Here is a 25,854-nt window from a genome sequence, read left to right as displayed (position 1 = left end):
TACATATTGCCTTTCCCTAATTTGGGCATACACTCCTTTCCACCTCCGTGTCAGTTGCAAAAATGTGCAACTATTTTAATGGAATAGAGTGTGTGCATTTTTTTTAGGAAGTTGTACTAAATATAAAATGTTACTTTGTAATGACAAACAATAAACAAAATGGGATAATAGCAATATGTCCAAGTGGTAAGACCAATATTGCAAAAGGGGCGATTGTTATATGCTAAATATAGAACAAATTAAAGAAATCATTCCTCACCGCTATCCATTTTTACTTGTTGATAAAATATTAGAAGTAGATGAAGGTAAAAGAGCGGTTGGGATTAAAAATGTATCCGCAAACGAAGAATTCTTTAACGGACACTTCCCTGACTATGCAGTTATGCCTGGTGTACTTATTGTAGAAGCATTAGCACAAGTCGGAGCAGTTGCAGTATTAAAGAAAGAAGAAAACCGCGGAAGACTTGCTTTCTTTGCAGGTATCGACAATTGCCGTTTCAAAAAACAAGTACGCCCAGGTGATCAACTTCGTCTAGAAGTAGAAATGACACGCGTACGCGGCCCAATTGGAAAAGGAAAAGCAATCGCAACAGTAGATGGTGAAGTTGCATGTGAGGCAGAAATTACATTTGCGATTGGTGATAAAAAAGAATAGATAGTACTAAAAAATCTCCTTGTGAAAAGACAAGGGGATTTTTTAGTTTCTGCTATATAACAATGAAACGATAATATACAAACTAATCAGAAAATATCTTGTAAATAGATGGTAATTACCATATACTTACTTTATTATTTATCTAGAAAACAGGATAAGTGATAAAGGTAATAAAGAAATAAGGGCATTGTCATATTGTTAAGATACTTAAATAAGACAAAGTAGAATGTTATTGATTATGATGAAATATGGGGAAAACAGCAAAAAATTAATTAGACGTATGAAATCGAGCATAAAAGAGAGAAAAGGGAAATGTCGCATTTCACAAAAGGAGATTATGAATATGTTCGGGAGAAAGAAAAGAAAACCATTACGACAATTAATTACACATAAAGAGCCTAAATCGCGTATTACAGAACAATACCGTAACATTCGTACAAACATTGAGTTTACATCTGTAGATAATCATGTTCGTTCTATTATTGTTACTTCAGCCGATCCAGGTGATGGGAAAACAACAACAATCGCAAACTTAGCAGTTGTTTTCGGACAACAAGGAAAGAAAGTTTTATTAATTGGAGCTGACTTGCGTAAGCCGACGATACAAAACTTATTTGCTATTCATAGTTCAAATGGGTTAACGAACCTATTATCAGGACAAGCGAAACTCGTGCAATGCATTCAAAAAACAGATATAGAGAACGTATACTTAATGGCAGCAGGTCCAATCCCGCCAAACCCAGCAGAACTATTAGGGAGCCGGGCAATGGACGAGGCGTTGCTAGAAGCATATAACATGTTTGATATTATATTAATCGACACACCACCTGTCCTTGCGGTTACAGATGCACAAATACTAGCGAATAAATGTGATGGAATCGTACTCGTTGTACGAAGTGAAAAGACAGAAAAAGATAAAATCGTAAAAGCGAAACAAATATTAGATAAAGCATCAGGCAAACTACTAGGTGTTATTTTGAACGATAAAAGAGAAGAAAAAGAACAGTATGGTTATTACTAAAATATGAAAAGGCCAACAAAAATTTGTTGGCTTTTTTGATTTCTGAAAATTATTTATCAAGTTATACATTGTAAAAAGCATGATATGATAAAATTTTTGGGAAATCATTGGAATGTGTTGTCATATTTAAGATTATTTTGTAAGATTAAACTTGTTTCTTGTGAACAAATATAGAACTGAATTATTAAAAATAAAAAATGTAAGATTTATATGTTATAATTTTTCCTATGTGTAAATTTTAGAAAGTTGGAGGAACCTATGGAAGAAACAATTAGTCTAAAAGAGTTATTTCATATCTTAAAAAAACGTTTAGCAATGATCCTCGTAATCGCCTTTGGTGCAGCTATTGTAAGTGCTATCATTAGCTTTTTCTTCATGACACCAATCTATCAATCTTCGACGCAAATTCTTGTTAACCAGAAGAAGCAAGAAGGGGCAATGTTCCAAGCTGGTGAAATTCAAACGAATATTCAATTAACGAATACATATAAGGTTATTATTAAAAGTCCAGTAATCTTAGAACAAGTGAATGAAAAATTAAATTTAAATATGACAGCCCAAGCGCTAACTAGAAAGATTAATGTTGCGAATGAAAAGGATTCACAAGTAATCTCTGTAACAGCTGAGGATAAAAATCCAAAACTAGCTCGTGATATTGCAAATGCAACTGCAGATGTATTTAAAGGTGAAGTTGCAAAAATTATGAACGTTGATAACGTAACAGTACTATCTAAAGCAGAAGTTGCAGAAAATCAATCTCCAATTAAACCACGTCCAATGTTAAATGTGGCAATTGCTTTCATTGTTGGTTTAATGGCTTCAGTTGGTCTTGCATTCTTACTAGAGTACTTAGATAACACAGTGAAAAAAGAAGAAGATGTAGAAAATTTACTTGGCTTACCAGTATTAGGGATTGTAGCTCGTATGGATGAAGAAACAATGAACGTGAAATCACACGCTCCATCATCAAGAAAAGTGAGGGGACAAACAATTGGCTCTTAATTTATTTAAAAAGAAAAAGAATCATCGTCAACGCCGTCAATTAATTGCTCATCAACAACCGAAATCACCAATTTCAGAACAATATCGTAATATTCGAACGAATATTGAATTTGCAGCTGTTGATACGAATTTACATTCATTAATGGTCACGTCTGCAAATCCAAGTGAAGGGAAAACAACAACGACAGCGAATATGGCTGTTGTGTTTGCTCAACAAGGAAAAAAAGTATTATTAATTGATGCAGATATGCGTAAACCAGCAATGCATCAAATGTTCCAAGTAGATAACATTTTCGGATTAACGAACGTATTAACACATAGTGAACGTTTAGAAAAATGTGTACAAACGACATCTGTAGACAATCTACACTTTTTAGCTTGTGGTCCAATCCCACCAAATCCGGCTGAATTGTTAGGCTCAAAATCAATGAAAGAACTTCTTGGACAAGCATACAGCATGTACGACTTAGTTATTTTTGATATGCCACCAATTTTAGCTGTAACCGATGCGCAAATTATGGCAAATGTATGTGATGCTTCTATTCTTGTTGTTCGTAGTGAATCAACAGAAAAAGAGACAGCAGTAAAAGCAAAAGGATTGTTAGAATCGGCTAAAGGTAAATTGTTGGGCGTTGTTCTAAACGATCGTGAACGTGAAAACGGCTTATATTATTACTACGGTGCAAACTAATTTTAAAGTGAGATATGGTAAAAACATATCTCCTTTTTTCCCTTGAATATGAGCAATATCTCATATTCAAGGGAAAAAAGATCTTTATAGGAGAGAGGGAGGATGAAACAAATGATAGATTTACATTGTCACATTTTACCTGGTATCGATGATGGTGCACAGACAGTGACCGATAGTTTAGCAATGGCACAACAAGCCGTGTTAGAAGGAATACATACCATTGTCGCAACGCCGCACCATCAAAATGGCAAATATGTAAATGAACGTACCTCAATTATTCATCACGTAAAACAACTAAATGATGAACTACAACAACATAATATTCCACTTACCATTTTACCTGGGCAAGAAGTCAGATTATATGGTGATTTATTAGAAGACTATGAAGCTGGTAAAATCGTTACTTTAAATGAAACAAATAAATATATATTCATTGAATTTCCATCGAATCACGTACCTCGTTATGCCGAACAATTATTATACGAATTACGTGTAAAGGGAATGATTCCAATTATTGTTCATCCGGAACGTAATGCCGAGTTAATCGAGCGGCCAGATAAGTTATATAACCTTGTTAATAAAGGTGCACTTACGCAAGTAACAGCAGGGAGTTTACTAGGGAATTTCGGTAAAAAAATTAAAAAATTCTCACTACAGCTTGTAGAACATAATTTAACACATATGGTCGCTTCAGATGCACATAACACAACTTCAAGAGGATTTCATTTAGCAGAAAGTTATGAACTGATTGAGAAAGAATTCGGAATGAATGTTATGAGTGATTTAAAAGAAAATCCGTACTTATTAATTAGTGGGAAAGCAATTTACAAAGAAGATCCAGAACAAATTCGTCGTAAAAAATTGTTCGGTATTTTTTAAATAAAGAATCGGTGATGTCTCCTAACCGTTATCAATGGGGGCACTCGGTCGTGCTGTGGGTAGAAATTTTTATTTCGAACCTACCTTAGACGCTTGTCGTCGGGAGTATGGCGTGAGGATGGGTTAGATGCCCATAATTTATTTTTAATAGAAACTCTACCTATGGAGTTATAAAAATGACTCTATAGGTAGGGTTTTTGTTATTGTTACATAAAAATAAATAGATTTATAGGGGGAGTATAATTGAAAAAAGTAAGAAAAGCAATTATCCCAGCTGCTGGTCTTGGGACAAGATTTTTACCAGCAACGAAGGCGATGCCGAAAGAAATGTTACCTATCGTCGATAAACCGACAATTCAATACATAATAGAAGAAGCAATTGAATCAGGAATTGAAGATATTATTATTGTTACTGGAAAAGGAAAGCGAGCGATTGAAGATCATTTTGATCATTCATTTGAACTAGAACAAAACCTTTTAGAAAAAGGGAAGTATGAAATGCTTGAAAAAGTACAAGCTTCTTCAAAAATTAACATTCATTACATAAGACAAAAAGAACCGAAGGGTTTAGGGCATGCAGTATGGTGTGCACGTAAATTTATTGGAAATGAACCATTTGCGGTATTACTTGGTGATGATATTGTGCAAGCAGAAACGCCATGTTTACGTCAATTAATGGATCAATATGAAGATACACAATCATCCGTTATTGGTGTACAAACAGTACCAGAAAATGAAACACATCGTTACGGTATTATTGATCCAGTTGAACAAAATGATCGCCGTTATCAAGTACGCCAATTTGTTGAAAAGCCAGCTCTAGGAACTGCGCCATCAAATTTAGCAATTATGGGTCGTTACGTATTAACGCCAGAAATTTTTATGTTCCTTGAAAATCAACAAACAGGTGCTGGTGGGGAAATTCAATTAACAGATGCGATTCAGCGTTTAAATGAAATTCAACGTGTATTTGCGTATGACTTTGAAGGCACTCGTTATGACGTTGGAGAGAAGTTTGGATTTATTAAGACAACGATTGAAATGGCACTTCAAAATGAAGAATTAAAAGTTGATTTAATGGAATATATGAAAGAACTTGTAAAAAAGGAAGAGGTATATTCATAAGGAAATGTTCTTTTTTATTATCGATAAGATACGAATTATATAAAGAAGGGAACAGATATATTGAGTTATCGAAAACGGCTATCATTATTAATTTTATTAGATTCATTTATAGTATTAACTGCCGTGTATTTAAGTTATTGGTTTATACATCCAAATGTATTAAACAAAATTCCTATGACAGTAGTTATTAGTTCTATTACATTATTGTGTAGTCATCATATTTTTGCTGCTATTTATAAGCTTTATAACAAAGCGTGGGAATATGCAAGTATCGGAGAATTAAAGCAAATATTTAAGGCGATTACGCTTTCAATTGTAGTAACGGCAATCGTTCAACAAATTGTAAATCACGATATTTATGTTCGTATTTTAGCAATCGCATGGATGTTACATTTATTATTAATAGGTGGTTCTCGCTTCGTATGGCGTATGTTCCGTGATACATATATTACAAAAACTACTGATAAAAAACGAACATTGATTATTGGTGCTGGTTCAGCAGGGACAATGGTAGTACGTCAGTTGCAACATAATAAAGAAGCTGATTTATATCCAATTGCATTTGTTGATGATGATAAAAATAAGCAAAAATTAGAAATTTATAATGTGCCGGTTGTTGGTACAACAAATCATATTAAAGAAATTGTAGAAGATAATGATATAGAACATATTATTATTGCTATTCCTTCTTTAAATAGAAGTCAAATCAATGAAATTTTTGAGAAGTGTAGAAAAACAAAAGCGAAAACGCAAATTGTACCGATGCTAGAAGACCTCTTAGATGGTAAACTCTCTGTTAATGAATTCCGTGATGTACAAGTAGAAGATTTATTAGGGAGAGAACCAATAAAGTTAGATGATGCAGGTATTGGGGAAAAGATTACAGACAAAACGATTTTAGTAACAGGTGCCGGTGGATCAATTGGATCAGAAATTTGCCGTCAAGTGATGAAGTATAGACCTGCAAAAATCGTACTTTTAGGACATGGTGAAAACAGTATTTATAATATCGAAATGGAAATGAGAGTTACCTATAAAGATGCGGTTGAAATTACGACAGAAATTGCTGACGTACAAGATCGTCATAAAATCTTTGAAATAATGAAAAGGCATCAACCATATATCGTATATCATGCTGCGGCACATAAGCATGTTCCTTTAATGGAGCGTAATCCAGAGGAAGCCGTTAAAAATAACATTTTTGGTACGAAAAATGTAGCTGAAGCGGCAGATACGTTTAAAGTAAATACGTTTGTAATGGTTTCTACAGATAAAGCTGTAAATCCGACAAATGTAATGGGGGCTACAAAACGATTTGCAGAAATGATTGTCCAACATATGGCAGCTGTAAGTACTAGTACACGTTTTGTTGCTGTTAGGTTTGGTAATGTCCTAGGGAGTAGGGGAAGTGTAATTCCTCTGTTTAAGAAACAAATTCAAAAGGGTGGACCTGTAACAGTTACTCACCCAGATATGATTCGTTACTTTATGACAATACCAGAAGCTTCTAGATTAGTGATTCAAGCTGGTACGTTAGCTAGAGGTGGGGAATTATTTGTTCTCGATATGGGAGACCCAGTGAAAATTGTAGATTTAGCAAAAAATTTAATTACTCTTTCAGGTTTTTCTATTGAAGAAATCGGAATTGAATTTACTGGATTAAGACCAGGTGAAAAAATGTATGAAGAGTTATTAAATGAAGGTGAAATCCATCCAGAACAAATATTCCCTAAAATTCACATAGGAAAAGCTGTTTTGATAGATCAAGTAATTCTAAGACGGTTTATGAATGATTTTGGTGAAATGAGTAAAGAGGAAATACGAGAACGATTATTAGGTATTGCTAATAATAAAGTTAGTATTGAAAATTAATTTTTGGAAGGAAGTTTTTGTAATGGGAGATAGAATATTGCTGTCATCACCGCATATGAGTGATGAAGGTTATGAAATGCAGTATGTTAAGGAAGCTTTTGATACAAATTGGATCGCGCCACTTGGGGAAAATGTGAATGGATTTGAAAGAGAATTAGCTATGAAAGTAGGATCTAATGCAGCGGCAGCACTATCTTCTGGGACAGCAGCAATTCATTTGGCTTTAAAATCAGCTGGAGTAGGAGAGGGAGATATAGTTTTCTGCCAAACACTTACCTTCTCAGCTACAGCAAATCCTATTATTTATCAAAATGCTACTCCTGTTTTCATAGATAGTGATTATGAAACGTGGAATATGTGTCCTAAAGCATTGGAAGAGGCTTTTAAAAAGTATCCCAATGTAAAGGCAGTTATAGTAGTTCACCTTTATGGTCTGTCCGCGGATATGGATAAGATTATTGAACTTTGTAAAAAATACGATGTTACTTTAATTGAAGATGCTGCGGAATCTTTGGGAACTTATTATAAAGGTAAACATACAGGTAGTTTTGGAGAGTATGGTATTTTTTCTTTTAATGGTAATAAAATCATTACTACTTCTGGTGGCGGTATGCTTGTTTCTAATGATGAAGAAAGAGTTTCAAAGGTAAGATTTTGGGCTACTCAAAGTAGAGACCAGGCAAGACATTATCAACACAGTGAATTAGGATTTAACTATCGTATGAGTAATGTAGTTGCTGGAATTGGTAGAGGGCAACTTAAAGTATTAGATCAAAGGGTTCAAAAAAAAAGATACATATTTGATTTTTATAAGAAAGAATTAGGAAATCTTGAAGGAATTGAATTTATGCCTAGTAATGAGTGGAATGAACCGAACTATTGGTTAAGTTCTATGACACTAAACGGTAAGATTCGTCCAATAGATGTGATGGAAGCTCTTGAAAAAGAAAATATTGAATCTAGACCAGTTTGGAAGCCAATGCATATGCAGCCGTTCTTTGAGAAATATGATTTTGTTGGTACAGATGTATCAGAAAAACTTTTTGAGAATGGTATATGTTTACCAAGCGATACGAAGATGACAGAAGCAGATTTAGAAAAAGTGGTGAAAATTATTAAAGGGTTGTGGATAGCATAATGAGGGGTTCTAAAGTTGGTATCTATGGTAGGTTTATAAAAAGGCCGATGGATTTTATCCTGTCTTTAATCGCTATTATAGTGCTGAGTCCAGTACTTCTTATAGTTTCTTTTCTTGTAAAAACTAAATTGGGTAGCCCGGTATTATTTAAACAAGAGCGACCAGGGTTGCATGGAACTATTTTTAAAATGTATAAATTTAGAACTATGACGGATGAAAAGAATGAAAACGGTGAGCTACTACCTGATAGTGTAAGACTTACTAAGTTCGGGAATTTTTTACGTTCAACATCACTTGATGAGTTACCAGGTTTATTCAATATCCTTAAAGGTGATATGTCAATTATAGGACCAAGGCCTTTATTAGTTCAGTATTTACCATTATATAATGAACATCAAAAGCGTCGCCATGAAGTTAGGCCCGGGTTGTCAGGGTTAGCGCAAGTTAATGGGCGTAATGCTATTAGTTGGGAAGAGAAATTTAATTATGATGTAGAGTATGTAGATCGTGTAAGTTTCACTACAGATTGGAAGATTATTCTTTTAACAATTAAGAAGGTTTTTATTAGAGAAGGGATTAATTCAGAAACTGCTGCTACGATGGAACCATTTAAAGGAAATGGAAAAGGAAGTATAAAATTATGAAAGAAAAACTTCTTATAATAGGAGCTAGTGGCCACGGAAGAGTCATAGCTGATATCGCACTGAAAATGAATAAATGGCAGAGCATTGCTTTTTTAGATGATAATGAAAATGTAGGATCTTCAATGGGAATAGAAATAATTGATAAATCAGCAAGTATCTCAAAGTATATAGATGATTACGATTTTTTCGTTGGAATTGGTAATAATGTTATACGAGAGAAGATACAGAGACAACTTGAAGCTGAAGAGGCGAGTATCCCGGTTTTAATTCATCCGAGTGCAATTATTGGAGAACAGGTTTATTTGGAAGCAGGAACTGTAGTTATGGCAGGAGCGGTAATTAACTGTTGTACTAAAATCGGGAAAGGATGCATTATTAATACTGCCTCCACGGTGGATCATGACAATGTAATTGAAGACTATGTTCATGTATCACCGGGAGCCCATTTAGCTGGGACAGTGAAAGTTGGAAGAGGTACTTGGTTGGGAACTGGTAGTGTAGTAAGTAATAATATAAATATTACACATAGCTGTAAAATTGGTGCAGGTGCCGTGGTAATTAGAGATATAACTGAATCTAGAACTTATGTAGGGGTTCCGGTGAGGAGAATTTAATTTATGAATGTCTTATTTTTAACACTTCTAGATTTTTCAACAATTAAAGAAAAGGGCATATACACTGATTTGATGCGAGAGTTTACAAATGATGGAAATAATGTCTATATTATTTCTCCGATTGAAAAGAGAAAACGACAAAAAACAAAGTTGATTGATGAGGGAAATTGTAAAATATTAAAATTACAAATCGGTAATATTCAAAAAACTAACATGATTGAAAAGGGTATTTCAACTTTAACCTTGGAATCTAAGTTTTTAAAAGGTATTAAAAATTACTTTTCAGATGTTAAATTTGACTTAGTGTTATATTCAACACCGCCAATAACGCTTCAAAAGGCGGTTGAATATGTACAAAAAAGAGATAATGCAAAAACATATTTATTGCTAAAAGATATTTTCCCTCAAAATGCAGTAGATTTAGGTATGATAAAGAAAAAAGGAATTGGAAGTTTACTTTATAAATATTTTAGGACTAAGGAAAAAAAATTGTATAGCATCTCAAATTATATTGGATGCATGTCACAAGCTAATGTGAATTTCTTATTACAAAATAATCCAGAAATATCTCCAGATATTGTTGAAGTATGTCCAAATAGCATAGAACCTTTAATTGTAAAAAAGGATGTAAGGAAGAGTAATGAAGTTAAGGCTAAATATAGGATACCAATTGATAAAACGGTCTTTATTTACGGAGGAAATCTTGGCAAGCCACAAGGAATTGACTTTTTAATAGAGTGTCTCAAAACTAACAAGAATAATGATCAAGTGCACTTTGTTATAGTTGGAGCGGGGACGGAGTTCCCTAAATTAAAAACATGTATTAATAAAGAGAATTTAACTAATACACAATTATTTTCTCAACTACCAAAGGATGAGTATGATATTCTAGCAAATTCCTGTGATGTTGGGTTAATATTCCTTGATAAAAGATTTACGATACCTAACGTTCCTTCAAGAATTCTATCATATATGCAAGCTTCGATGCCTATTTTAGCAGCAACTGATATAAATACGGATATTGGTGAGATTATTGAAGATGGTGGATTTGGTCTATGGTGCGAGAGTAGTAATAGTGAGAGCTTTAATGAAAAGCTAAATCAAATGTGTAACAGAGACTCGAGAGAATCTATGGGGATTAATGCTAGGAGATACTTAGAAGCTAATTATACAGCAAGAAAATCATATGAAATAATAATGAATCATTTCAAATAATATGAAAAGAGGCAACTAATATGTTTAAGGATAAAACTTTATTAATAACAGGTGGTACAGGTTCTTTTGGTAATGCAGTAATGAAAAGATTTTTAGATACTGATATAAAAGAAATTCGTATTTTCTCACGCGATGAAAAAAAACAGGATGATATGCGAAAACTTTATAGTAATGACAAATTGAAATTTTACTTAGGAGATGTAAGAGATTTATCAAGTGTTAAAAATGCTATGCATGGTGTAGATTATGTTTTTCATGCAGCTGCATTAAAGCAGGTTCCTTCATGTGAATTTTTCCCGTTAGAAGCAGTAAAGACTAATATTATAGGTACCGATAATGTACTGACGGCTTCTATAGAATATAATGTGAAGAAAGTTATCTGTTTATCTACAGATAAAGCGGCTTATCCAATCAATGCTATGGGTATTTCGAAAGCAATGATGGAAAAAGTGTTTGTGGCAAAATCAAAAACAGTATCTCCAGAGAGCACACTTATTTGCGGTACAAGATATGGTAATGTTATGGCTTCACGTGGATCAGTTATTCCACTATTTATAGAGCAAATTAAAGCGGGCCAACCCCTAACTGTGACTGACCCTAATATGACAAGATTCCTTATGAGCTTAGAAGAGGCAGTAGAATTAGTAGTATTTGCATTTCAAAATGCTGCAGCTGGGGATATTATGGTTCAAAAATCTCCTGCAAGTACCATTGGTGATCTTGCTCAAGCTGTAAAGGAATTATTTAACGTTGATAATGAAATTAAGGTAATTGGTACACGCCACGGAGAGAAGCGTTATGAGACATTATTAACGAAGGAAGAGTACGTGGTAGCGGAAGATTTAGGAGGTTTCTTTAGGGTTCCTGCGGATCGAAGAGATCTTAACTATGATAAGTATTTTGCAGAAGGAAATCAAAAACTTACTACTGTTGGAGAATATAATTCAGATAATACACAAATCCTTGATATTGAGCAAATTAAAGAAAAATTATTAGAATTAGATTATGTAAAACAAGAACTTGAGGAATGGAATAAGACGAATATTTATTCAATGAATTAGAGGGCGGGATAACTAATGAAAATTCTTGTTACAGGTGCAAAGGGCTTCCTTGGAAGAAACCTTGTTGCCGAACTTAAAAATCAGGGATATAAAGATATATTCGAATTTTCTAGAGAAGATAATATTACATTACTTGAAATGTATACGAGAGAATGTGATTTTGTTTTCCATTTAGCTGGTGTGAATAGACCTAAGGATGAAAATGAATTTATGGAAGGAAATGCGGGGTTTACATCTCAATTACTAAACTTATTAAAAGAGCATGGTAATAAGGCCCCTGTACTTATTACTTCTTCTATTCAGGCAGAAAATAATAATCCTTATGGAAAAAGTAAAAAAGCTGGTGAAGAGGCGGTATTTAATTACTCTAAAGAAACTGGTGCTACAGCTTATGTATATAGACTTCCTAACTTATTTGGAAAGTGGAGTAAACCTAATTACAATACGGTAGTAGCTACATTTTGTCACAATATTGCTAGAGGCTTAGATATTCAAGTGAATGATCCAGATGTAGAACTAAATCTTTGCTATATAGATGATGTGTTGGAGGAATTTTTCAAAGCTTTGAATCAAACCCCAACTATACAGGATGATTATTGTTGTGTGCCTGTAACGCATAACATTAAACTTGGCGAGTTAGCTAATGTTATCAATAGTTTTAAAGAAGGTAGAGAGAATCTAAGTATTTCAAATATGGGGGATGCCCTAACTAAAAAACTTTATAGTACATATTTAAGTTTTTTACCAGAGGATAAATTTGCATACGATTTAAAAATGCACAGTGATCATAGAGGGTCATTTACAGAGTTTATTAGAACACCAGAGCGCGGGCAAGTTTCTATAAATATATCAAAACCAGGAATTATTAAAGGAAATCATTGGCATCACACTAAAAATGAGAAGTTTTTAGTGGTGAGTGGTGAAGGTTTAATTCGATTTAGAAAGATAGATTCAGCTGATATTATTGAATATCGAGTGAGTGGAGAAAAATTACAAGTTGTTGATATACCGGTTGGATATACACATTCAATTGTAAATGTAGGAGAAAATGATCTCGTTACAGTAATGTGGGTAAACGAATGTTTTGATCCAGAAAGACCAGACACTTATTTTTTGGAGGTATAGTTGATGAAAAAATTAAAAGTTATGACAGTTGTAGGTACTAGGCCGGAGATTATAAGGCTATCAGCTGTGATAAATAAACTAGAAGAATCAAAATCAATAGAACATATTCTTGTTCATACAGGCCAAAATTATGATTATGAATTAAACGAAGTATTTTTTACCGATTTTAAATTAAAGAAACCAGACTATTTTTTAAATGCGGCAACTGGAACTGCGGTGGAAACTATTGGGAATATACTGGTGAAGATTGATCCTATTATGGAGAAGGTTAAACCAGATGCACTTTTAGTTTTAGGCGACACAAATAGTTGCTTATGTGCTATTGCAGCTAAAAGAAGACATATTCCAATTTTCCACATGGAAGCAGGGAATAGATGTTTTGATCAAAGGGTACCTGAAGAAACTAATAGAAAAATTGTTGATCATACAGCAGATATTAATCTAACTTACAGTGATATCGCGAGGGAATATTTACTCCGAGAAGGAATACCAGCAGATAGAATTATTAAAACAGGAAGTCCAATGTTTGAGGTTCTAAATTCAAGAAAGAAGGATATTGAGAACTCAGACGTATTAGAAAGATTAGAGCTGGAAGAGGATAAATATTTTGTAGTGTCTACTCATAGAGAAGAAAATATTAATTCGGAAATTAATTTTCTAGATTTAGTAGAGAGTTTAAACGCGATTGCAGAAAAGTATAATATGCCTGTGATTGTAAGTACACATCCTAGAACGAAAAAGATGATTGATAATAAGGGGATAAAATTTAATCCATTAGTGAAAACATTAAAACCTTTAGGATTTAATGATTATGTAAAACTCCAAATTAAGTCTAAAGCAGTTCTTAGTGATAGTGGAACTATTAGTGAAGAATCTTCAATACTTGGATTTAGGGCACTAAATATCAGACAAGCCCATGAAAGACCAGAGGCAATGGAAGAAGCGTCTGTTATGATGGTAGGTCTAAAGAAAGAACGTATATTACAAGGATTAGCGGTATTAGAAGTGCAAGAGAAAAATATATTAAGACTTGTTGGAGATTATAGTATGCCTAATGTATCAGAGAAGGTACTTAGAATAATTCTGTCATATACAGATTATGTTAATAGAGTTGTTTGGGGAAAATAAAATTAATAAATCTTTTATAACTTAAAATGATTGCTTTTGGTGTAAAATATTATCATATAATAAAATGACAGTTAATATACGTTACTTATAGTTTTATTTTTAGTTAAGTGATATCTTTTTGATTGTCGGTTTATAAGAAGAAGTGCGTATTTAATTGAATCCCTTCTGTTTTTTTAGAGAAGGGATTGGATTATCAAATGTAAGTGGTAACTAGTTTTGTTCCCTAGGCGCCTTACCAATAGAGAATACAATTACTATCAATGTAGATTGATGGTATTCTTTTTTTAGTATATTAAAAGATATATGTATGGGGATTATCATAAATTTTCATTATTAATTATAAGATTTAATATTCTTATACAATTCTTTCAATGTTTATAGAGGTTATTGAGTTGTGTAGAGTTAGGTGAGAGATTAATTACAAGTTTTATTCAATGAATAATTATCCAGATAAGACAAAATTATATAGGTAAAACTTGTAAATCTTGTTGGGGATTTCCTTGGAATGTTTAACAAGATTGTTTAGAGAGAGGAATAAAAATATGAACATTATGGTTTTTGATGTTCCAGCAGAAAGCGGAGGAGCATTATCCATCTTAAATGATTTTTATAATGAGGTAGTTGAGAGTAAAGAAAAAAATGTTAATTGGTTTTTTGTACTAAGTACACCTAAATTAGAGGAAACAGATAATATAAAGGTACTACAATTTCCATGGATTAAGAAAAGTTGGGGACACCGTTTTTACTTTGATCAAGTTATAGCTCCAAAGTTGGTGAAAAAGTATAAAGTGGATAAGGTGCTTTCATTTCAAAATATTACAATTCCGCGGATAAAATGTGAACAAATTCTTTATGTGCATCAACCTTTACCATTTGTGGAGTATAAATTTTCAATTAAAGAGAATAAAAAATTCTGGATATATCAAAATGTAATAGGGCGCAATATAATCAGTTCAATAAAAAAAGCAAAGTATGTTATTGTTCAAACTCAATGGATGAAAAAAGCTTGCATAGAAAAAGCTCGAATTGAAGAAAATAAAATTGAAGTTATACCGCCAACTATTAATGTGGAAATAAAAAAATATTTTGAACCTAATGAGAAGGCATTAAAAACTTTTTTTTATCCTGCTAGTGAAAGTGCGTATAAAAATCATAGGATAATTGTAGAAGCTTGTCAGCAATTAAAAAAAGTAACGGACATAGATTATGAAGTGATTTTTACATTAAACGGAAATGAGAATCAGGATATTATAGATTTGTATAAAAAAGTACAAAATGAAAAATTACCTATTCGTTTTGAAGGGTTAAAAACAAGGGAAGAAGTTTTTGAAGCATATGCTAAGTCCATTTTGCTGTTCCCCTCCTATATTGAAACCTTTGGTATGCCTTTACTTGAAGTACGGATGTGTCAAGGAGTTATACTTGCAGCAGATACACCATTTGCAAAAGAAATACTTGAGGATTATGAAAACGTAGGTTTTTTTGATGCGTTTAATTCAAGAGAATTAAGTGTATTAATGTGTCAATATCTTCAAAAACAGAGGAAATATAATGATTCACATGAGGTTCAACATAAAAACAATAAAACAAAATTATTAATTGATATTTTACTTAACAGCTAAATTATTAAGTAATTATAAAAATGACATTGAAATTTATTAAAAACTAATCTTATAGGTGTAGAAAATGAAAATTTTATATTTTGGTAGTCTTTGTGACGAGGAATGGATTGAATCTGTATCTAGTATAAAAAAAGAACCTTCTCGTATCGCACAATATTCTTTTGAGAAGGCATTAGTAAGTGGTTTCTCTGAGATTCAAGATGTTGATTTGGATATAAATTATCTTTATCAAGAACAATATTATCCAAGAGGAAAATTCTTATATTTTAAGAAAAGAAAAAAGCAATTAAATAATAAATATATAGTAAAGTATTTAGCTAATTTTAATTTACCAATCATTAAAGAATTATATTCTTTATTTCAAGGTATATACTTAACGTTGAAATGGGCAATCAAAAACTTTAATGATAAAGATAAAATTATTTTAACACCATTTAACTATACACCACTGTCCCTAGGTATTTATTTAGTTTCCAAGATATTCAGAATAAAGCGAGTGAATGTTTTTACAGATCTTTCAAGCGACGTAATGAATTCTAAGAGACAAAAAGAAATGCATTGGATTAAGAAAATGCTACTATCATATTATGTGAAATTAGTGAGTTTTATTGAACAAGGCTATGATGGTTACGTCCTATTTGCTGAGCCAATGAAAGAAAAAGTAAATTCTTCAAATAAGCCGTATGTAATTATGGAAGGTATTTTTAATAATGATTTAGATCTGTCTGAAATGCCCAAGAGTAAGGCTGTTATGTATGCAGGCACATTGGCTTTTGAATATGGAGTGAAAAATATTTTAGATGCGTTTGAACAAATAGAGGACAGTGAACTTGAACTTTGGCTTTTTGGTGATGGGGATATGAAGGAATATATAGAAAAGCTATCGTTAAAAGATCATAGGGTTAAATATTTTGGTTTTCAACCACGAGCGAAAGTTTTTGAATATGAAAAAAGAGCTGCATTACTAATTAATGCAAGAAATCCAGATGATGAATATACTATGTATTCTTTTCCGTCGAAAACATTTGAATATATGGTCTCTGGAACGCCATTTTTAACCACAAAATTAAAATGTATACCAGAAGAATATAGTAAATACATTTATTCCATAAATAATAGTGACATCAATTCAATTCGACAAGCAATTGAAAAGGTACTATCGACTCCAAGCGAAAAAATAAACCAACTAACTAAGGAAGCTAGACTATTTATTTTAGAAAATAAAAATAGTACGGTTCAAGCAAAAAAGATTTTAGATTTTCTTAATATCATAATTGAAAATAGGAAAATATCTAAGAAAAGCTCAGATTAATATTATTTAGAATCCTAACTCTTATTATATTACTTGTTTTAAAAAGTTATTCTGAATATTTAAGAGTGTTGGTTATAATTCTAAAGGGGCATATCCTGTTTTTTAGTAGTAATTGTTATTAATAAATTATAAGTGATATTTTAATTTTTAGCTTTAAACTGTTTTAATTTATAGTTACTTAGAGTGAAGGGGTAAGGAGAGTTTTATATATGAAAATACTGTGGCTTACAAATATCCCTCTTCCAGAAGTTAGCCTACTTCTAAATGAGGAAGTGCTTCCTTTTGGAGGGTGGCTTGTTAATGCATCTACAACACTTTCGTCGACTGACGGTGTGTTACTTTCTGTTGCATCTCCAAATAACAGAATCAATGATGTGAAGTTATTACGCGGAGATAAGATTGAATACTATATATTTCCCACCGTTAATAGTACTGATGTAAATGAAATCAGGAATAATCAATACCTAGAGAAAGTTATAGAGGAATGTAATCCTGACATTGTTCACATTTTTGGTACTGAATTTACCCATACGCTTTCGATGATAAATATTTGTCAAAAGAAAGATATTAAGACGGTGATATCTATCCAGGGGTTAGTATCTATTTATGCCAAGCACTATACATTATCTCTACCTGCAAAGGTTCAAAATAGGTATACTCTTAGGGATTTGATAAAACAAGATAATATTAAAAAGCAGCAACGAGGATTTATTAAACGTGGAGAATTTGAAATTGAGGCATTGAGAAAAGTAAGGCATGTTATTGGTAGAACTACTTGGGATAAAGCATGTTCCACTCAGATAAATCCAGATGTGATTTACCATCATTGCGATGAAACATTAAGAGAAGAGTTCTACAACCATCGGTGGAACATAGAAAAAATAGAGAGAAATTCTATTTTTTTAAGCCAAGGGTCTTATCCTATAAAAGGTCTTCATTTTATGATTGAAGCAATGCATTTGATATTAAAAAGATTTCCTAATACAAAGTTATATATTGGTGGTATGGATATAACAAAATCCGAAACTTTGAAAGAAAAGATGAAAATTTCATCTTATGGGAAATATATTAAAGAACTGATTAGAAAATATAGTCTGCAAGATAAAATTATTTTTACTGGATTATTAAATGAAAAACAAATGTGCGAAAGATATCTACGATCAAACGTATTTGTTTGTCCATCATCTATTGAAAATAGCCCGAATTCTTTGGGTGAAGCAATGATATTAGGAGTTCCCTGTGTTGCCTCAGATGTCGGTGGTGTTTCGGATATGTTAAAGCATAAAGAAGAAGGGTTTGTATATCAAACGGATGCTCCTTATATGCTAGCGCATTATGTATGTGAAATATTTGAAAATGAAGGATTAGCTTTGGAATTTTCTAAGAATTCAACAGCGCATGCTTTAAAAACACATGATCCTGTAAAAAACCTAAAACGTCTAATAGATATATATAAAGATATTTTATAAAAGAAGGTATAGGCATTGAAAGTTAAAAATATTATTGCGCTATCGTATAAACGTATAAAGGGTAACGAAGTAGCTGCAAAGGTTATTCGTAATGCAAGTTGGCTAGTTGGCGATAAAGTGTTTAATATGGTTATTGGTGTATTTGTAATGGCACTGGTAGCTAGATATCTAGGACCTGAAAATTATGGATTATACAATTATGCTTTGGCCTTTGTTACGTTGTTTACCGCATTATCCACATTGGGTTTAGAAACACTATCTGTAAAATCAATTTTGCATCAAGAAGAAGAAGAGGGAACGATACTTTATACGTCTTTAATTTTAAGAGTACTAGGTGGTATTGTTGTAGTATTTTTGGCTAGTATAAGTGTCCGAGTCTTAGCACCCAATGAACCGCTTGTACATTTACTTGTAATGATTATGTCATTTACCATGATAATTAAATCCCTAGAGGTCATTGAGTATTGGATACAAGCGTATCAAAAGTCGAAAATATCTTCATTGATTCGTATGGGGGCGTATGTTTTTTCCGCGTTGCTTAAAATTGCTTTTGTTTTTTTAAAGGGAAATTTATTACATCTAGCTCTTATTTATACATCTGATGCATTGATTGTAGGCATTGCACTAGTGATTGCATATTTTAAAAATCGAGCATCTCATACAAAATGGAAGTTTAAATTTCAATATGCTAAAAAAATATTATCAAAAAGTTGGTATTTGATCCTTTCAGGATTGATGGTCACTCTTTATATGCAAATTGACAAGGTTATGTTGGGGTCTATGTTGACGGACAAGAAGGAATTAGGCATGTATTCGGCTGCAACACAAATTGCAAGCATGTGGTATTTTGTACCTTTAGCTGTTATTACATCCTTTCAGCCTATTATTATGAAGAGAAAGTTGGAGTCTCATAATAATTATATTAATTCTATGCAAACCTTGTATTCAATTGTTGCATGGATTGGAATAGTATTTGGAATATGCATGATTTTATTTTCAGATCTTATTGTGGCTCTTTTATATGGGCAAGAATATAAACATGCAGCAAATATAATTACAATAAGCGTATGGGCGGGTACTTTTGCAACATTAGGATCAGCACGTTCAATTTGGTTATTAGTTGAAAACCTACAAAAGTATACATTACTTTATACTTCTGCAGGATTGATAGTAAATGTTGGATTAAATTATCTATTAATACCGAATTATGGTGGTTTTGGGGCGGCTTTTGCAACCCTTATAGCCCAAGCTTTTGCGAATATCTTTGTTTTAGCATTTTTTAAAAAAACACGAATATCTAGTATCATGATTATAAAGGCGTTTTCCCCTAAATATATATTTAATGCAAGAAAATTATAAATTTTATTTGAATAATGGAGGTCACTGAATGTTAGCTCCGGTAATAATTTTTGTTTACAATAGGCCTGAACACACAATACAAACAATTGAAGCTTTGGCTAAGAATGGATTGGCAAGAGAATCTAATATCTTTATTTTTTCTGATGCAGCTAAGAATGAAGAATCAGTAGAAAAGGTAAAAGTAGTACGAAATTATATAGATAGTGTTGAAGAAAAAAAATATTTCAAGTCGCTTACGATTACTAAATCCGAGGGAAATAAGGGATTAGCTAAATCAGTAATTCATGGAGTTAGTGAAATTATTAGTAAGTATGGAAAGGTAATTGTCCTAGAAGATGATTTAATAACAGCACCGGATTTTTTAACGTATATGAATGATGCGTTGGATTACTATTGTAATTTAGATAAGGTATGGTCGATTAGTGGATATAATATACCAATTGCATTCCCAAAGGATTATAAGAGTGAGGTTTATTACTCTTATAGAGGATGCAGTTGGGGATGGGCAACATGGAAAAATAGATGGGATCAAGTGGATTGGGATGTAAAAGACTACGCAGAATTTAAATCAAGCAGACGTTTGAAAAATCAATTTAATCGCGGTGGGAGAGATATGGCAAATATGTTGGATTCCCAAATGGAAGGAATTATAGATTCATGGGCAATTCGTTGGTGTTATGCTCAATCAAAAAAGAATCTACTCACGGTATATCCAGTTAAATCCCGAGTGAAAAATATTGGGTTAGATGGTTCTGGGACGCATAGTGGAATTACATCCCATTATAATGTAGAAATTGATAAAAGCTTTACAAAATGTAGCTTTGATGATCCAGATTTAAATCAGGAAATACTGAAGAATTTTCAAAATCATTATGGTTCCAGTTTACAATATTATTTAATTAAACCAAAACGTATTATAAAAAAGTTATTGAGGATGTGATTGGGATGAAAATCACAATAGCAGGAACAGGTTATGTGGGCTTATCTAATGCAATCTTATTAGCACAATATAATGAAGTAATAGCACTTGATATTATTCAAGAAAAAGTAGATATGATTAATAGTAGAAAATCCCCTATTATAGATAATGAGATTGAAGAATTTTTAGCAACCAAAGAGTTAAATTTAGTTGCCACTACGGATAATTACAAAGCATTTAAGGATGCAGAGTATGTCATTATCGCAACGCCAACAAATTATGATCCAGATAAGAACTATTTTAATACAAGAACCGTCGAAGCTGTGATTGCTAATGTTTTATCTATAAATCCAGAAGCGATAATGGTAATTAAATCAACAGTTCCCGTAGGTTATACAGAGAAGGTAAGGGAAAAGTTTGAAACGGAAAATATTATTTTTTCACCAGAATTTTTAAGAGAGGGAAAAGCTTTATACGATAATTTATATCCTTCGCGTATAATTGTTGGTGAACAATCGGAGAGGGCAATGGTATTTGCTAATCTATTAGTTCAAGGTGCTGCTAAAGATGACATTCATGTATTATTTACAAACTCAACTGAAGCAGAAGCTATTAAATTATTTGCTAATACATATTTAGCGATGAGAGTGGCTTTCTTTAATGAACTAGATTCATATGCAGAGGTAAGGGAATTAGACACAAAACAAATAATTGATGGAGTTGGACTAGACTCACGAATAGGTAGCCATTATAATAATCCGTCCTTTGGCTATGGTGGATATTGTTTACCTAAAGATACAAAACAATTATTAGCAAATTATGCTGATGTTCCTAATAATATAATGACGGCAATTGTAGATGCAAATAGAACAAGAAAAGATCACATTGCAGAAATGATTATACAGAAGAATCCTAAGATTGTAGGTATATATAGACTTACTATGAAAATGGATTCAGATAATTTTAGACAATCAGCTGTTCAAGGGGTCATGAAACGTATTAAAGCGAAGGGGATTGAAGTAGTTGTATATGAACCAACCCTTCATGAAGAGAAATTTTATAATTCTAGAGTGATAAATGACTTCGATGCTTTTAAGAGAGTAAGTGATGTAATTGTGGCTAATAGATTATCTGATGATTTACGCGAGGTAGCAGATAAAGTGTATACAAGAGATTTATTTAGTAGGGATTAAAAGGATAAGAAGTTATATAAATGAATTATAATTTGAAAACATAAATTAAGTAATAAATAACATGTCCACATAAGGTTCACAAATCAATTGTTTAGTTTCTATAGAATAAGAAAGTGAAAAGACAACTCATTTATATAGGTTTTTAGTCTTGTTACAATAAATCTTCAATAAAAGCAATGTTCTATTCATAAAGGTTTTGAGGTGTATTACAGGATAAAGATACTATAAAGGTTTAAAAAATACCCTATAATTAAATGAATTGTTATAAAATAGTAAAGGTTTTACTTTAGGAGTTGTTATTTTTGGGAATTAACGAGGTTTATAAAGGCAAAAAAATACAAATTTTATATTTTTTTGCTCTTGTTCTATATTGCCTGAATTTTAGGGGAGAAGGAATTTTTATACCTTTTTTGTTACTACCATTTTTATTAATTCATCTAATATTTTATCGATTTAATATTAGGTATTTTATTATTTTAGGTATAATCATTACTTTTTCTACTATATTTACCCTCACAATGAATAGTTATGGGTATATATTTTCTAGTTTTAATTTTTATTCTTACTTATTGTATCCTGTTTGTTTATTTATGCTAGGTGAACTTGTGGCAAGAAAAGATGGAGTAGATAAAAAAATAGCTTATAATGTTATTTTTGGTATTATCTTCTCTTTTGTGCTGTTTTCATTTTTAAGCTTGATGAAAACAATTAATAGGTACGGTGATATGGATGTAGCGATGAAAGCATTAAATGGTCGATATGTTTTAAACATTTGGGATGACAGTCTTATTAGTGCTACGGGATTTAATACATATTTGTCATTTGGCTTAATATTGCTACCAATTTGTTTTATGAGCTTTAAAGAGTTAAGATATGGAAAAATCATGAAAACTTTGTGTATCCTCTCCTTTATGGTTAGTTTGTATGGGATTATAACTTTAGCAAATAGAACAGGTTTTGTATTGATATTAGTGTCACTAATATCTGTAAGTCTATTAGTTGGAAAAGTGACATATATAAAAACTATAAAATGGTTTTTTGGAATATTATTTGTAAGTTTGATTAATTTTTTATACGAAAATAATATGTCTATTAAATACTTTTTATTACAATATCCTTTATTTTCTCGTTTTAATGAAATGAATATGGGAAACGATCCTCGTTTTGAAACTTGGAAGGAAGCACTACAAGGATTATTTATAAACCCAACAGGAGGAAGAAAAACATCATTAAGTTTGAACTATGCACATAATATGTGGTTAGATGTGGGATACGATGTTGGCATGTTGTCCTTTTTTTTATTATGTATAATGACGTTTTTAGCATTGTTAGCTTTGCGAAATATTGTGAAATCTAATCAACCAGCATTATTAAAAGCCTTAATTGTAGGATTATATACAGCTATGTTTTTAACTTTTATGGTTGAGCCTATACTCCAAGGGTGGTTCACATATTTTACTATTTTTTGTTTTGTTTTTGGATTAACTCATGGATTGAATTTTAATTATAGGGTTAGTAGGGACGATAATATACATAAAAATAGTGATTTAAATTATAAAGTGACATCTTTTTAGTATCCTAAAAAAAGTGGTTCTTTATGATTAGCTTAATGAGTTGCACCCTATAGATTTTTCTAATCTCCAAAGAGAGAATTAGGTCAAAAAGTGATATTTCTAATATAGGGACATTTTTATATGTCATTTTATCTAGGTCGATGTAGTGATTTGGTATATTCCAAATCACTAACATATACCAAGGAAATAATTACAGAATATTATAGGGAATTAAAAATTGAATTGTTTTACATATACTTCTATAGCAATTAAATGTAAAATCTTGAGGTCAGTATATAATTGGATTATGAAACCAAATTTTTAGTATTATATATTTGATTGACATTTTGATTACTGGGGAATCTATTCATAATAATTGAAGAAAGAAGGCCATAGTGAAATGAATAAGAAAATCTTATTTTGGATACTAGGTATCATAGGAGTAATTATTATAGGTGGAGGGGTTTACGCTTATAATATATATTCTTCTGTTTCAAAAACATTAGATGAAGTTCATAAGCCTTTAAAACGTGATGGAAATACTAAACAAGAAGAAAAAATCAATAAATCTGAGCCTGTTTCAATTTTACTTTTAGGGGCAGATGAACGTGGTGAAGATAAAGGACGTTCAGATTCTTTAATGGTTATCACGCTAAATCCTAAAAATAATTCAATGAAAACAGTAAGTATTCCTCGTGATACATATACAGAAATTGTTGGAAAAGGGAAAAGTGATAAAATTAATCACGCGTATGCATTTGGTGGTGTAGACATGTCTGTTGCAACTGTAGAAAAATTCTTGAATATTCCTATTAACTATTATATTGAAGTGAACATGGAAGGATTTAAAGATATTGTAGATGCAGTTGGTGGTGTAGATGTAAATAATGATTTAGAATTTACACAAGATAAGCACCATTTCACTAAGGGAAATATACACTTAACAGGTGATGAAGCTTTAGCGTTCACGCGTATGCGTAAAGCAGACCCACGTGGTGACTTTGGTCGTCAAATGCGCCAACGCCAAGTGATGCAGGCTGTTATTAAGAAAGGCGCAAGCTTCTCTTCTTTATCAAGCTATGGAGATGTACTTACAGCGATTCAAAAGAATGTGAAAACAAACTTAACGCAAGATCAAATGTTTGATATGCAAAAGAATTATAAAGATTGTCTGCAGAATAGTGAAGATATCCAAATCTCAGGTGACGGTCACATAGCAGCTGATGGTATTTGGTACTACTATGTTCCAGATGCTGCAAAACAAGATTTAACGAATAAGTTAAGAGCACATCTTGAAGTGACTAAGTAATATGTAATAACCCAACTCCTTTGGAAGGAGTTGGGTTTATTTTTGCATGGATTTATATTAGTATTATATATTGTGAGATTAATAGATGAGGTGAATCGATGAATAAGAAAGCAGTACTTGTCCTTGTTATTTTTGTATTGTTTGTAGCTTCGGTTGTAAGTGGTAAATTATACTGGAATAAGAAGATTGCGAATGCAACAGGACAAACGAGTGAAGTAACGAAAACAAAGGATGAAGTGAAAGATAGCGGAGCGAAGAAAGAAGAGAAAAAGGAAGAGAAAAAACAAGATACAAAGTCATCTTTTAATGAAGCATATGCGAAGAACTTGCCAGATGCAGTGAAAGGGAAGTTAAAGAAAGCTGCTGAGGATAAAAAGCCAGTAAACCTTGTTATTGTTGGTGATGAAGCTTCTTCATCTGCAAAAGATGCTTGGGCAGCTAAGTTAACAACTAATTTAGAAACAGCTTACGGTAAAGGTTTATGGAATGTGACTGTAAAGGAATATAAGGGTGAAAGCACAGAAGAGTTAATCGCGAATAAGCGTGATAAAGAGATTGCGAAAGACAATCCAGATGTGATTTTATTTGAACCACCATTCATTACTGATAACGGTAAAACTGGTAATGGGAACTCTGTTGTGAATACACAGAAGTTTGTTCAAGCACTTTCTACTAGTGCAAAAGGCGCTACGATTATGATTCAACCATCAAATCCAGTGTATGGTGCGAAAAATTATCCGAAATCGATTGAAGCATTAAAACAATTTGCGACGCAAAATAATTATACATATATTGATCATTGGGGAGCATGGCCTGATGCGACAACAAAGGCTATCCTACCATACTTACAAGAAGAATTTGGTTTCCCAAGTGCAAAAGGACATGACGTTTGGGCGAAATATGTAACTGATTATTTTGTAGCTAAGTAATGAAGGAGAGATAAAAGGT

General features: G+C 32.1%; 23 protein-coding genes. All 23 read left to right on the top strand.

What is annotated here, in order from left to right; genetic code table 11:
- The first annotated feature begins 220 nt into the window (after positions 1-220).
- The 23 genes from fabZ (at position 221) to MR107_RS12820 (ending at position 25,835) form a co-directional block, all read left to right on the top strand.
- A complete protein-coding gene (gene fabZ / locus MR107_RS12930) occupies positions 221-655 on the top strand; it encodes a 3-hydroxyacyl-ACP dehydratase FabZ (protein WP_000931959.1) in 435 nt (144 codons plus the stop codon).
- A gap of 343 nt (positions 656-998) precedes the next feature.
- Entirely contained in the window at positions 999-1,676 is a 678-nt protein-coding gene (locus tag MR107_RS12925; protein ID WP_000467946.1) for a CpsD/CapB family tyrosine-protein kinase, read from the top strand.
- A 258-nt stretch (positions 1,677-1,934) separates the two neighbouring features.
- The gene (locus MR107_RS12920; protein ID WP_098293319.1) at positions 1,935-2,678 is read left to right on the top strand and encodes a YveK family protein; all 744 of its coding nucleotides are present in this window, start codon (positions 1,935-1,937) and stop codon (positions 2,676-2,678) included.
- On the top strand, positions 2,668-3,369 hold the full coding sequence (locus MR107_RS12915) for a CpsD/CapB family tyrosine-protein kinase (RefSeq protein WP_061457913.1): 702 nt from the start codon (positions 2,668-2,670) through the stop codon (positions 3,367-3,369). The genes MR107_RS12920 and MR107_RS12915 overlap by 11 nt, the downstream gene beginning before the upstream one ends.
- Positions 3,370-3,480: 111 nt before the next feature.
- The gene (locus tag MR107_RS12910; RefSeq protein ID WP_098293339.1) at positions 3,481-4,248 is read left to right on the top strand and encodes a tyrosine-protein phosphatase; all 768 of its coding nucleotides are present in this window, start codon (positions 3,481-3,483) and stop codon (positions 4,246-4,248) included.
- A 243-nt stretch (positions 4,249-4,491) separates the two neighbouring features.
- Complete coding sequence (gene bpsC / locus MR107_RS12905; protein ID WP_098293317.1) at positions 4,492-5,373, top strand: UTP--glucose-1-phosphate uridylyltransferase BpsC; 882 nt, start codon at positions 4,492-4,494, stop codon at positions 5,371-5,373.
- Between the two features lie 60 nt (positions 5,374-5,433).
- Positions 5,434-7,245 (top strand): polysaccharide biosynthesis protein, encoded by a 1,812-nt coding sequence (locus tag MR107_RS12900; RefSeq protein WP_242292418.1) that lies wholly within the window; start codon positions 5,434-5,436, stop codon positions 7,243-7,245.
- Positions 7,246-7,267: 22 nt separating this feature from the next.
- Entirely contained in the window at positions 7,268-8,383 is a 1,116-nt protein-coding gene (locus MR107_RS12895) for a DegT/DnrJ/EryC1/StrS family aminotransferase (protein ID WP_242292417.1), read from the top strand.
- Positions 8,383-9,027, top strand: a complete 645-nt coding sequence (locus tag MR107_RS12890; RefSeq protein WP_001214985.1) for a sugar transferase — start codon at positions 8,383-8,385, stop codon at positions 9,025-9,027. The genes MR107_RS12895 and MR107_RS12890 overlap by 1 nt, the downstream gene beginning before the upstream one ends.
- Positions 9,024-9,641, top strand: coding sequence for an acetyltransferase (locus tag MR107_RS12885; RefSeq protein ID WP_000660173.1), 618 nt, complete (start codon positions 9,024-9,026; stop codon positions 9,639-9,641). Before MR107_RS12890 ends, MR107_RS12885 begins: the two co-directional genes overlap by 4 nt.
- A 3-nt stretch (positions 9,642-9,644) precedes the next feature.
- Complete coding sequence (locus tag MR107_RS12880; RefSeq protein WP_001101544.1) at positions 9,645-10,856, top strand: glycosyltransferase family 4 protein; 1,212 nt, start codon at positions 9,645-9,647, stop codon at positions 10,854-10,856.
- Positions 10,857-10,876: 20 nt separating this feature from the next.
- A complete protein-coding gene (locus MR107_RS12875; protein WP_000471751.1) occupies positions 10,877-11,917 on the top strand; it encodes a polysaccharide biosynthesis protein in 1,041 nt (346 codons plus the stop codon).
- Positions 11,918-11,932: 15 nt separating this feature from the next.
- Positions 11,933-13,042 carry a capsular polysaccharide biosynthesis protein CapF gene (locus tag MR107_RS12870; RefSeq protein WP_000699355.1) on the top strand — a complete coding sequence of 370 codons (1,110 nt, stop codon included), beginning with the start codon at positions 11,933-11,935 and terminating at the stop codon, positions 13,040-13,042.
- A 3-nt stretch (positions 13,043-13,045) separates the two neighbouring features.
- Entirely contained in the window at positions 13,046-14,170 is a 1,125-nt protein-coding gene (wecB, locus tag MR107_RS12865) for a non-hydrolyzing UDP-N-acetylglucosamine 2-epimerase (protein WP_000734428.1), read from the top strand.
- A gap of 542 nt (positions 14,171-14,712) precedes the next feature.
- Complete coding sequence (locus MR107_RS12860; protein WP_001024419.1) at positions 14,713-15,792, top strand: glycosyltransferase; 1,080 nt, start codon at positions 14,713-14,715, stop codon at positions 15,790-15,792.
- 64 nt (positions 15,793-15,856) lie between these two features.
- A complete protein-coding gene (locus MR107_RS12855; RefSeq protein WP_000699788.1) occupies positions 15,857-17,104 on the top strand; it encodes a glycosyltransferase in 1,248 nt (415 codons plus the stop codon).
- Positions 17,105-17,313: 209 nt separating this feature from the next.
- A complete protein-coding gene (locus MR107_RS12850; protein WP_000699782.1) occupies positions 17,314-18,573 on the top strand; it encodes a glycosyltransferase family 4 protein in 1,260 nt (419 codons plus the stop codon).
- Between the two features lie 15 nt (positions 18,574-18,588).
- A complete protein-coding gene (locus tag MR107_RS12845) occupies positions 18,589-19,932 on the top strand; it encodes a flippase (RefSeq protein ID WP_000865298.1) in 1,344 nt (447 codons plus the stop codon).
- A 28-nt stretch (positions 19,933-19,960) separates the two neighbouring features.
- The gene (locus MR107_RS12840; protein WP_000880841.1) at positions 19,961-20,872 is read left to right on the top strand and encodes a glycosyltransferase; all 912 of its coding nucleotides are present in this window, start codon (positions 19,961-19,963) and stop codon (positions 20,870-20,872) included.
- 5 nt (positions 20,873-20,877) lie between these two features.
- On the top strand, positions 20,878-22,044 hold the full coding sequence (locus MR107_RS12835) for a nucleotide sugar dehydrogenase (RefSeq protein WP_000704749.1): 1,167 nt from the start codon (positions 20,878-20,880) through the stop codon (positions 22,042-22,044).
- A 302-nt stretch (positions 22,045-22,346) separates the two neighbouring features.
- Positions 22,347-23,618: a hypothetical protein gene (locus tag MR107_RS12830; protein WP_000512415.1), complete on the top strand. Its 1,272-nt coding sequence runs from the start codon at positions 22,347-22,349 to the stop codon at positions 23,616-23,618.
- A gap of 379 nt (positions 23,619-23,997) precedes the next feature.
- Complete coding sequence (gene tagU, locus MR107_RS12825) at positions 23,998-24,906, top strand: polyisoprenyl-teichoic acid--peptidoglycan teichoic acid transferase TagU (protein WP_001035084.1); 909 nt, start codon at positions 23,998-24,000, stop codon at positions 24,904-24,906.
- Between the two features lie 98 nt (positions 24,907-25,004).
- On the top strand, positions 25,005-25,835 hold the full coding sequence (locus MR107_RS12820; RefSeq protein ID WP_001034189.1) for an SGNH/GDSL hydrolase family protein: 831 nt from the start codon (positions 25,005-25,007) through the stop codon (positions 25,833-25,835).
- Positions 25,836-25,854 lie beyond the last annotated feature (19 nt).

It is taken from the genome of Bacillus cereus group sp. BfR-BA-01441, from assembly GCF_022663075.1.
GTDB classification, from domain to species: domain Bacteria; phylum Bacillota; class Bacilli; order Bacillales; family Bacillaceae_G; genus Bacillus_A; species Bacillus_A cereus.
This window is presented reverse-complemented; position numbering and strand designations above follow the sequence as displayed.

What these genes read in the sequence shown, in the direction of transcription:
- MR107_RS12835 (WP_000704749.1), top strand. Translation starts at nt 20,878, where the DNA reads ATGAAAATCACAATAGCAGGAACAGGTTATGTGGGCTTATCTAATGCA.
- MR107_RS12885 (WP_000660173.1), top strand. Translation starts at nt 9,024, where the DNA reads ATGAAAGAAAAACTTCTTATAATAGGAGCTAGTGGCCACGGAAGAGTC.
- MR107_RS12875 (WP_000471751.1), top strand. Translation starts at nt 10,877, where the DNA reads ATGTTTAAGGATAAAACTTTATTAATAACAGGTGGTACAGGTTCTTTT.
- wecB (WP_000734428.1), top strand. Translation starts at nt 13,046, where the DNA reads ATGAAAAAATTAAAAGTTATGACAGTTGTAGGTACTAGGCCGGAGATT.
- MR107_RS12840 (WP_000880841.1), top strand. Translation starts at nt 19,961, where the DNA reads ATGTTAGCTCCGGTAATAATTTTTGTTTACAATAGGCCTGAACACACA.
- MR107_RS12860 (WP_001024419.1), top strand. Translation starts at nt 14,713, where the DNA reads ATGAACATTATGGTTTTTGATGTTCCAGCAGAAAGCGGAGGAGCATTA.
- tagU (WP_001035084.1), top strand. Translation starts at nt 23,998, where the DNA reads ATGAATAAGAAAATCTTATTTTGGATACTAGGTATCATAGGAGTAATT.
- MR107_RS12880 (WP_001101544.1), top strand. Translation starts at nt 9,645, where the DNA reads ATGAATGTCTTATTTTTAACACTTCTAGATTTTTCAACAATTAAAGAA.
- MR107_RS12910 (WP_098293339.1), top strand. Translation starts at nt 3,481, where the DNA reads ATGATAGATTTACATTGTCACATTTTACCTGGTATCGATGATGGTGCA.
- MR107_RS12855 (WP_000699788.1), top strand. Translation starts at nt 15,857, where the DNA reads ATGAAAATTTTATATTTTGGTAGTCTTTGTGACGAGGAATGGATTGAA.
- MR107_RS12920 (WP_098293319.1), top strand. Translation starts at nt 1,935, where the DNA reads ATGGAAGAAACAATTAGTCTAAAAGAGTTATTTCATATCTTAAAAAAA.
- MR107_RS12925 (WP_000467946.1), top strand. Translation starts at nt 999, where the DNA reads ATGTTCGGGAGAAAGAAAAGAAAACCATTACGACAATTAATTACACAT.
- MR107_RS12850 (WP_000699782.1), top strand. Translation starts at nt 17,314, where the DNA reads ATGAAAATACTGTGGCTTACAAATATCCCTCTTCCAGAAGTTAGCCTA.
- MR107_RS12870 (WP_000699355.1), top strand. Translation starts at nt 11,933, where the DNA reads ATGAAAATTCTTGTTACAGGTGCAAAGGGCTTCCTTGGAAGAAACCTT.
- MR107_RS12895 (WP_242292417.1), top strand. Translation starts at nt 7,268, where the DNA reads ATGGGAGATAGAATATTGCTGTCATCACCGCATATGAGTGATGAAGGT.
- MR107_RS12890 (WP_001214985.1), top strand. Translation starts at nt 8,383, where the DNA reads ATGAGGGGTTCTAAAGTTGGTATCTATGGTAGGTTTATAAAAAGGCCG.
- MR107_RS12820 (WP_001034189.1), top strand. Translation starts at nt 25,005, where the DNA reads ATGAATAAGAAAGCAGTACTTGTCCTTGTTATTTTTGTATTGTTTGTA.
- fabZ (WP_000931959.1), top strand. Translation starts at nt 221, where the DNA reads ATGCTAAATATAGAACAAATTAAAGAAATCATTCCTCACCGCTATCCA.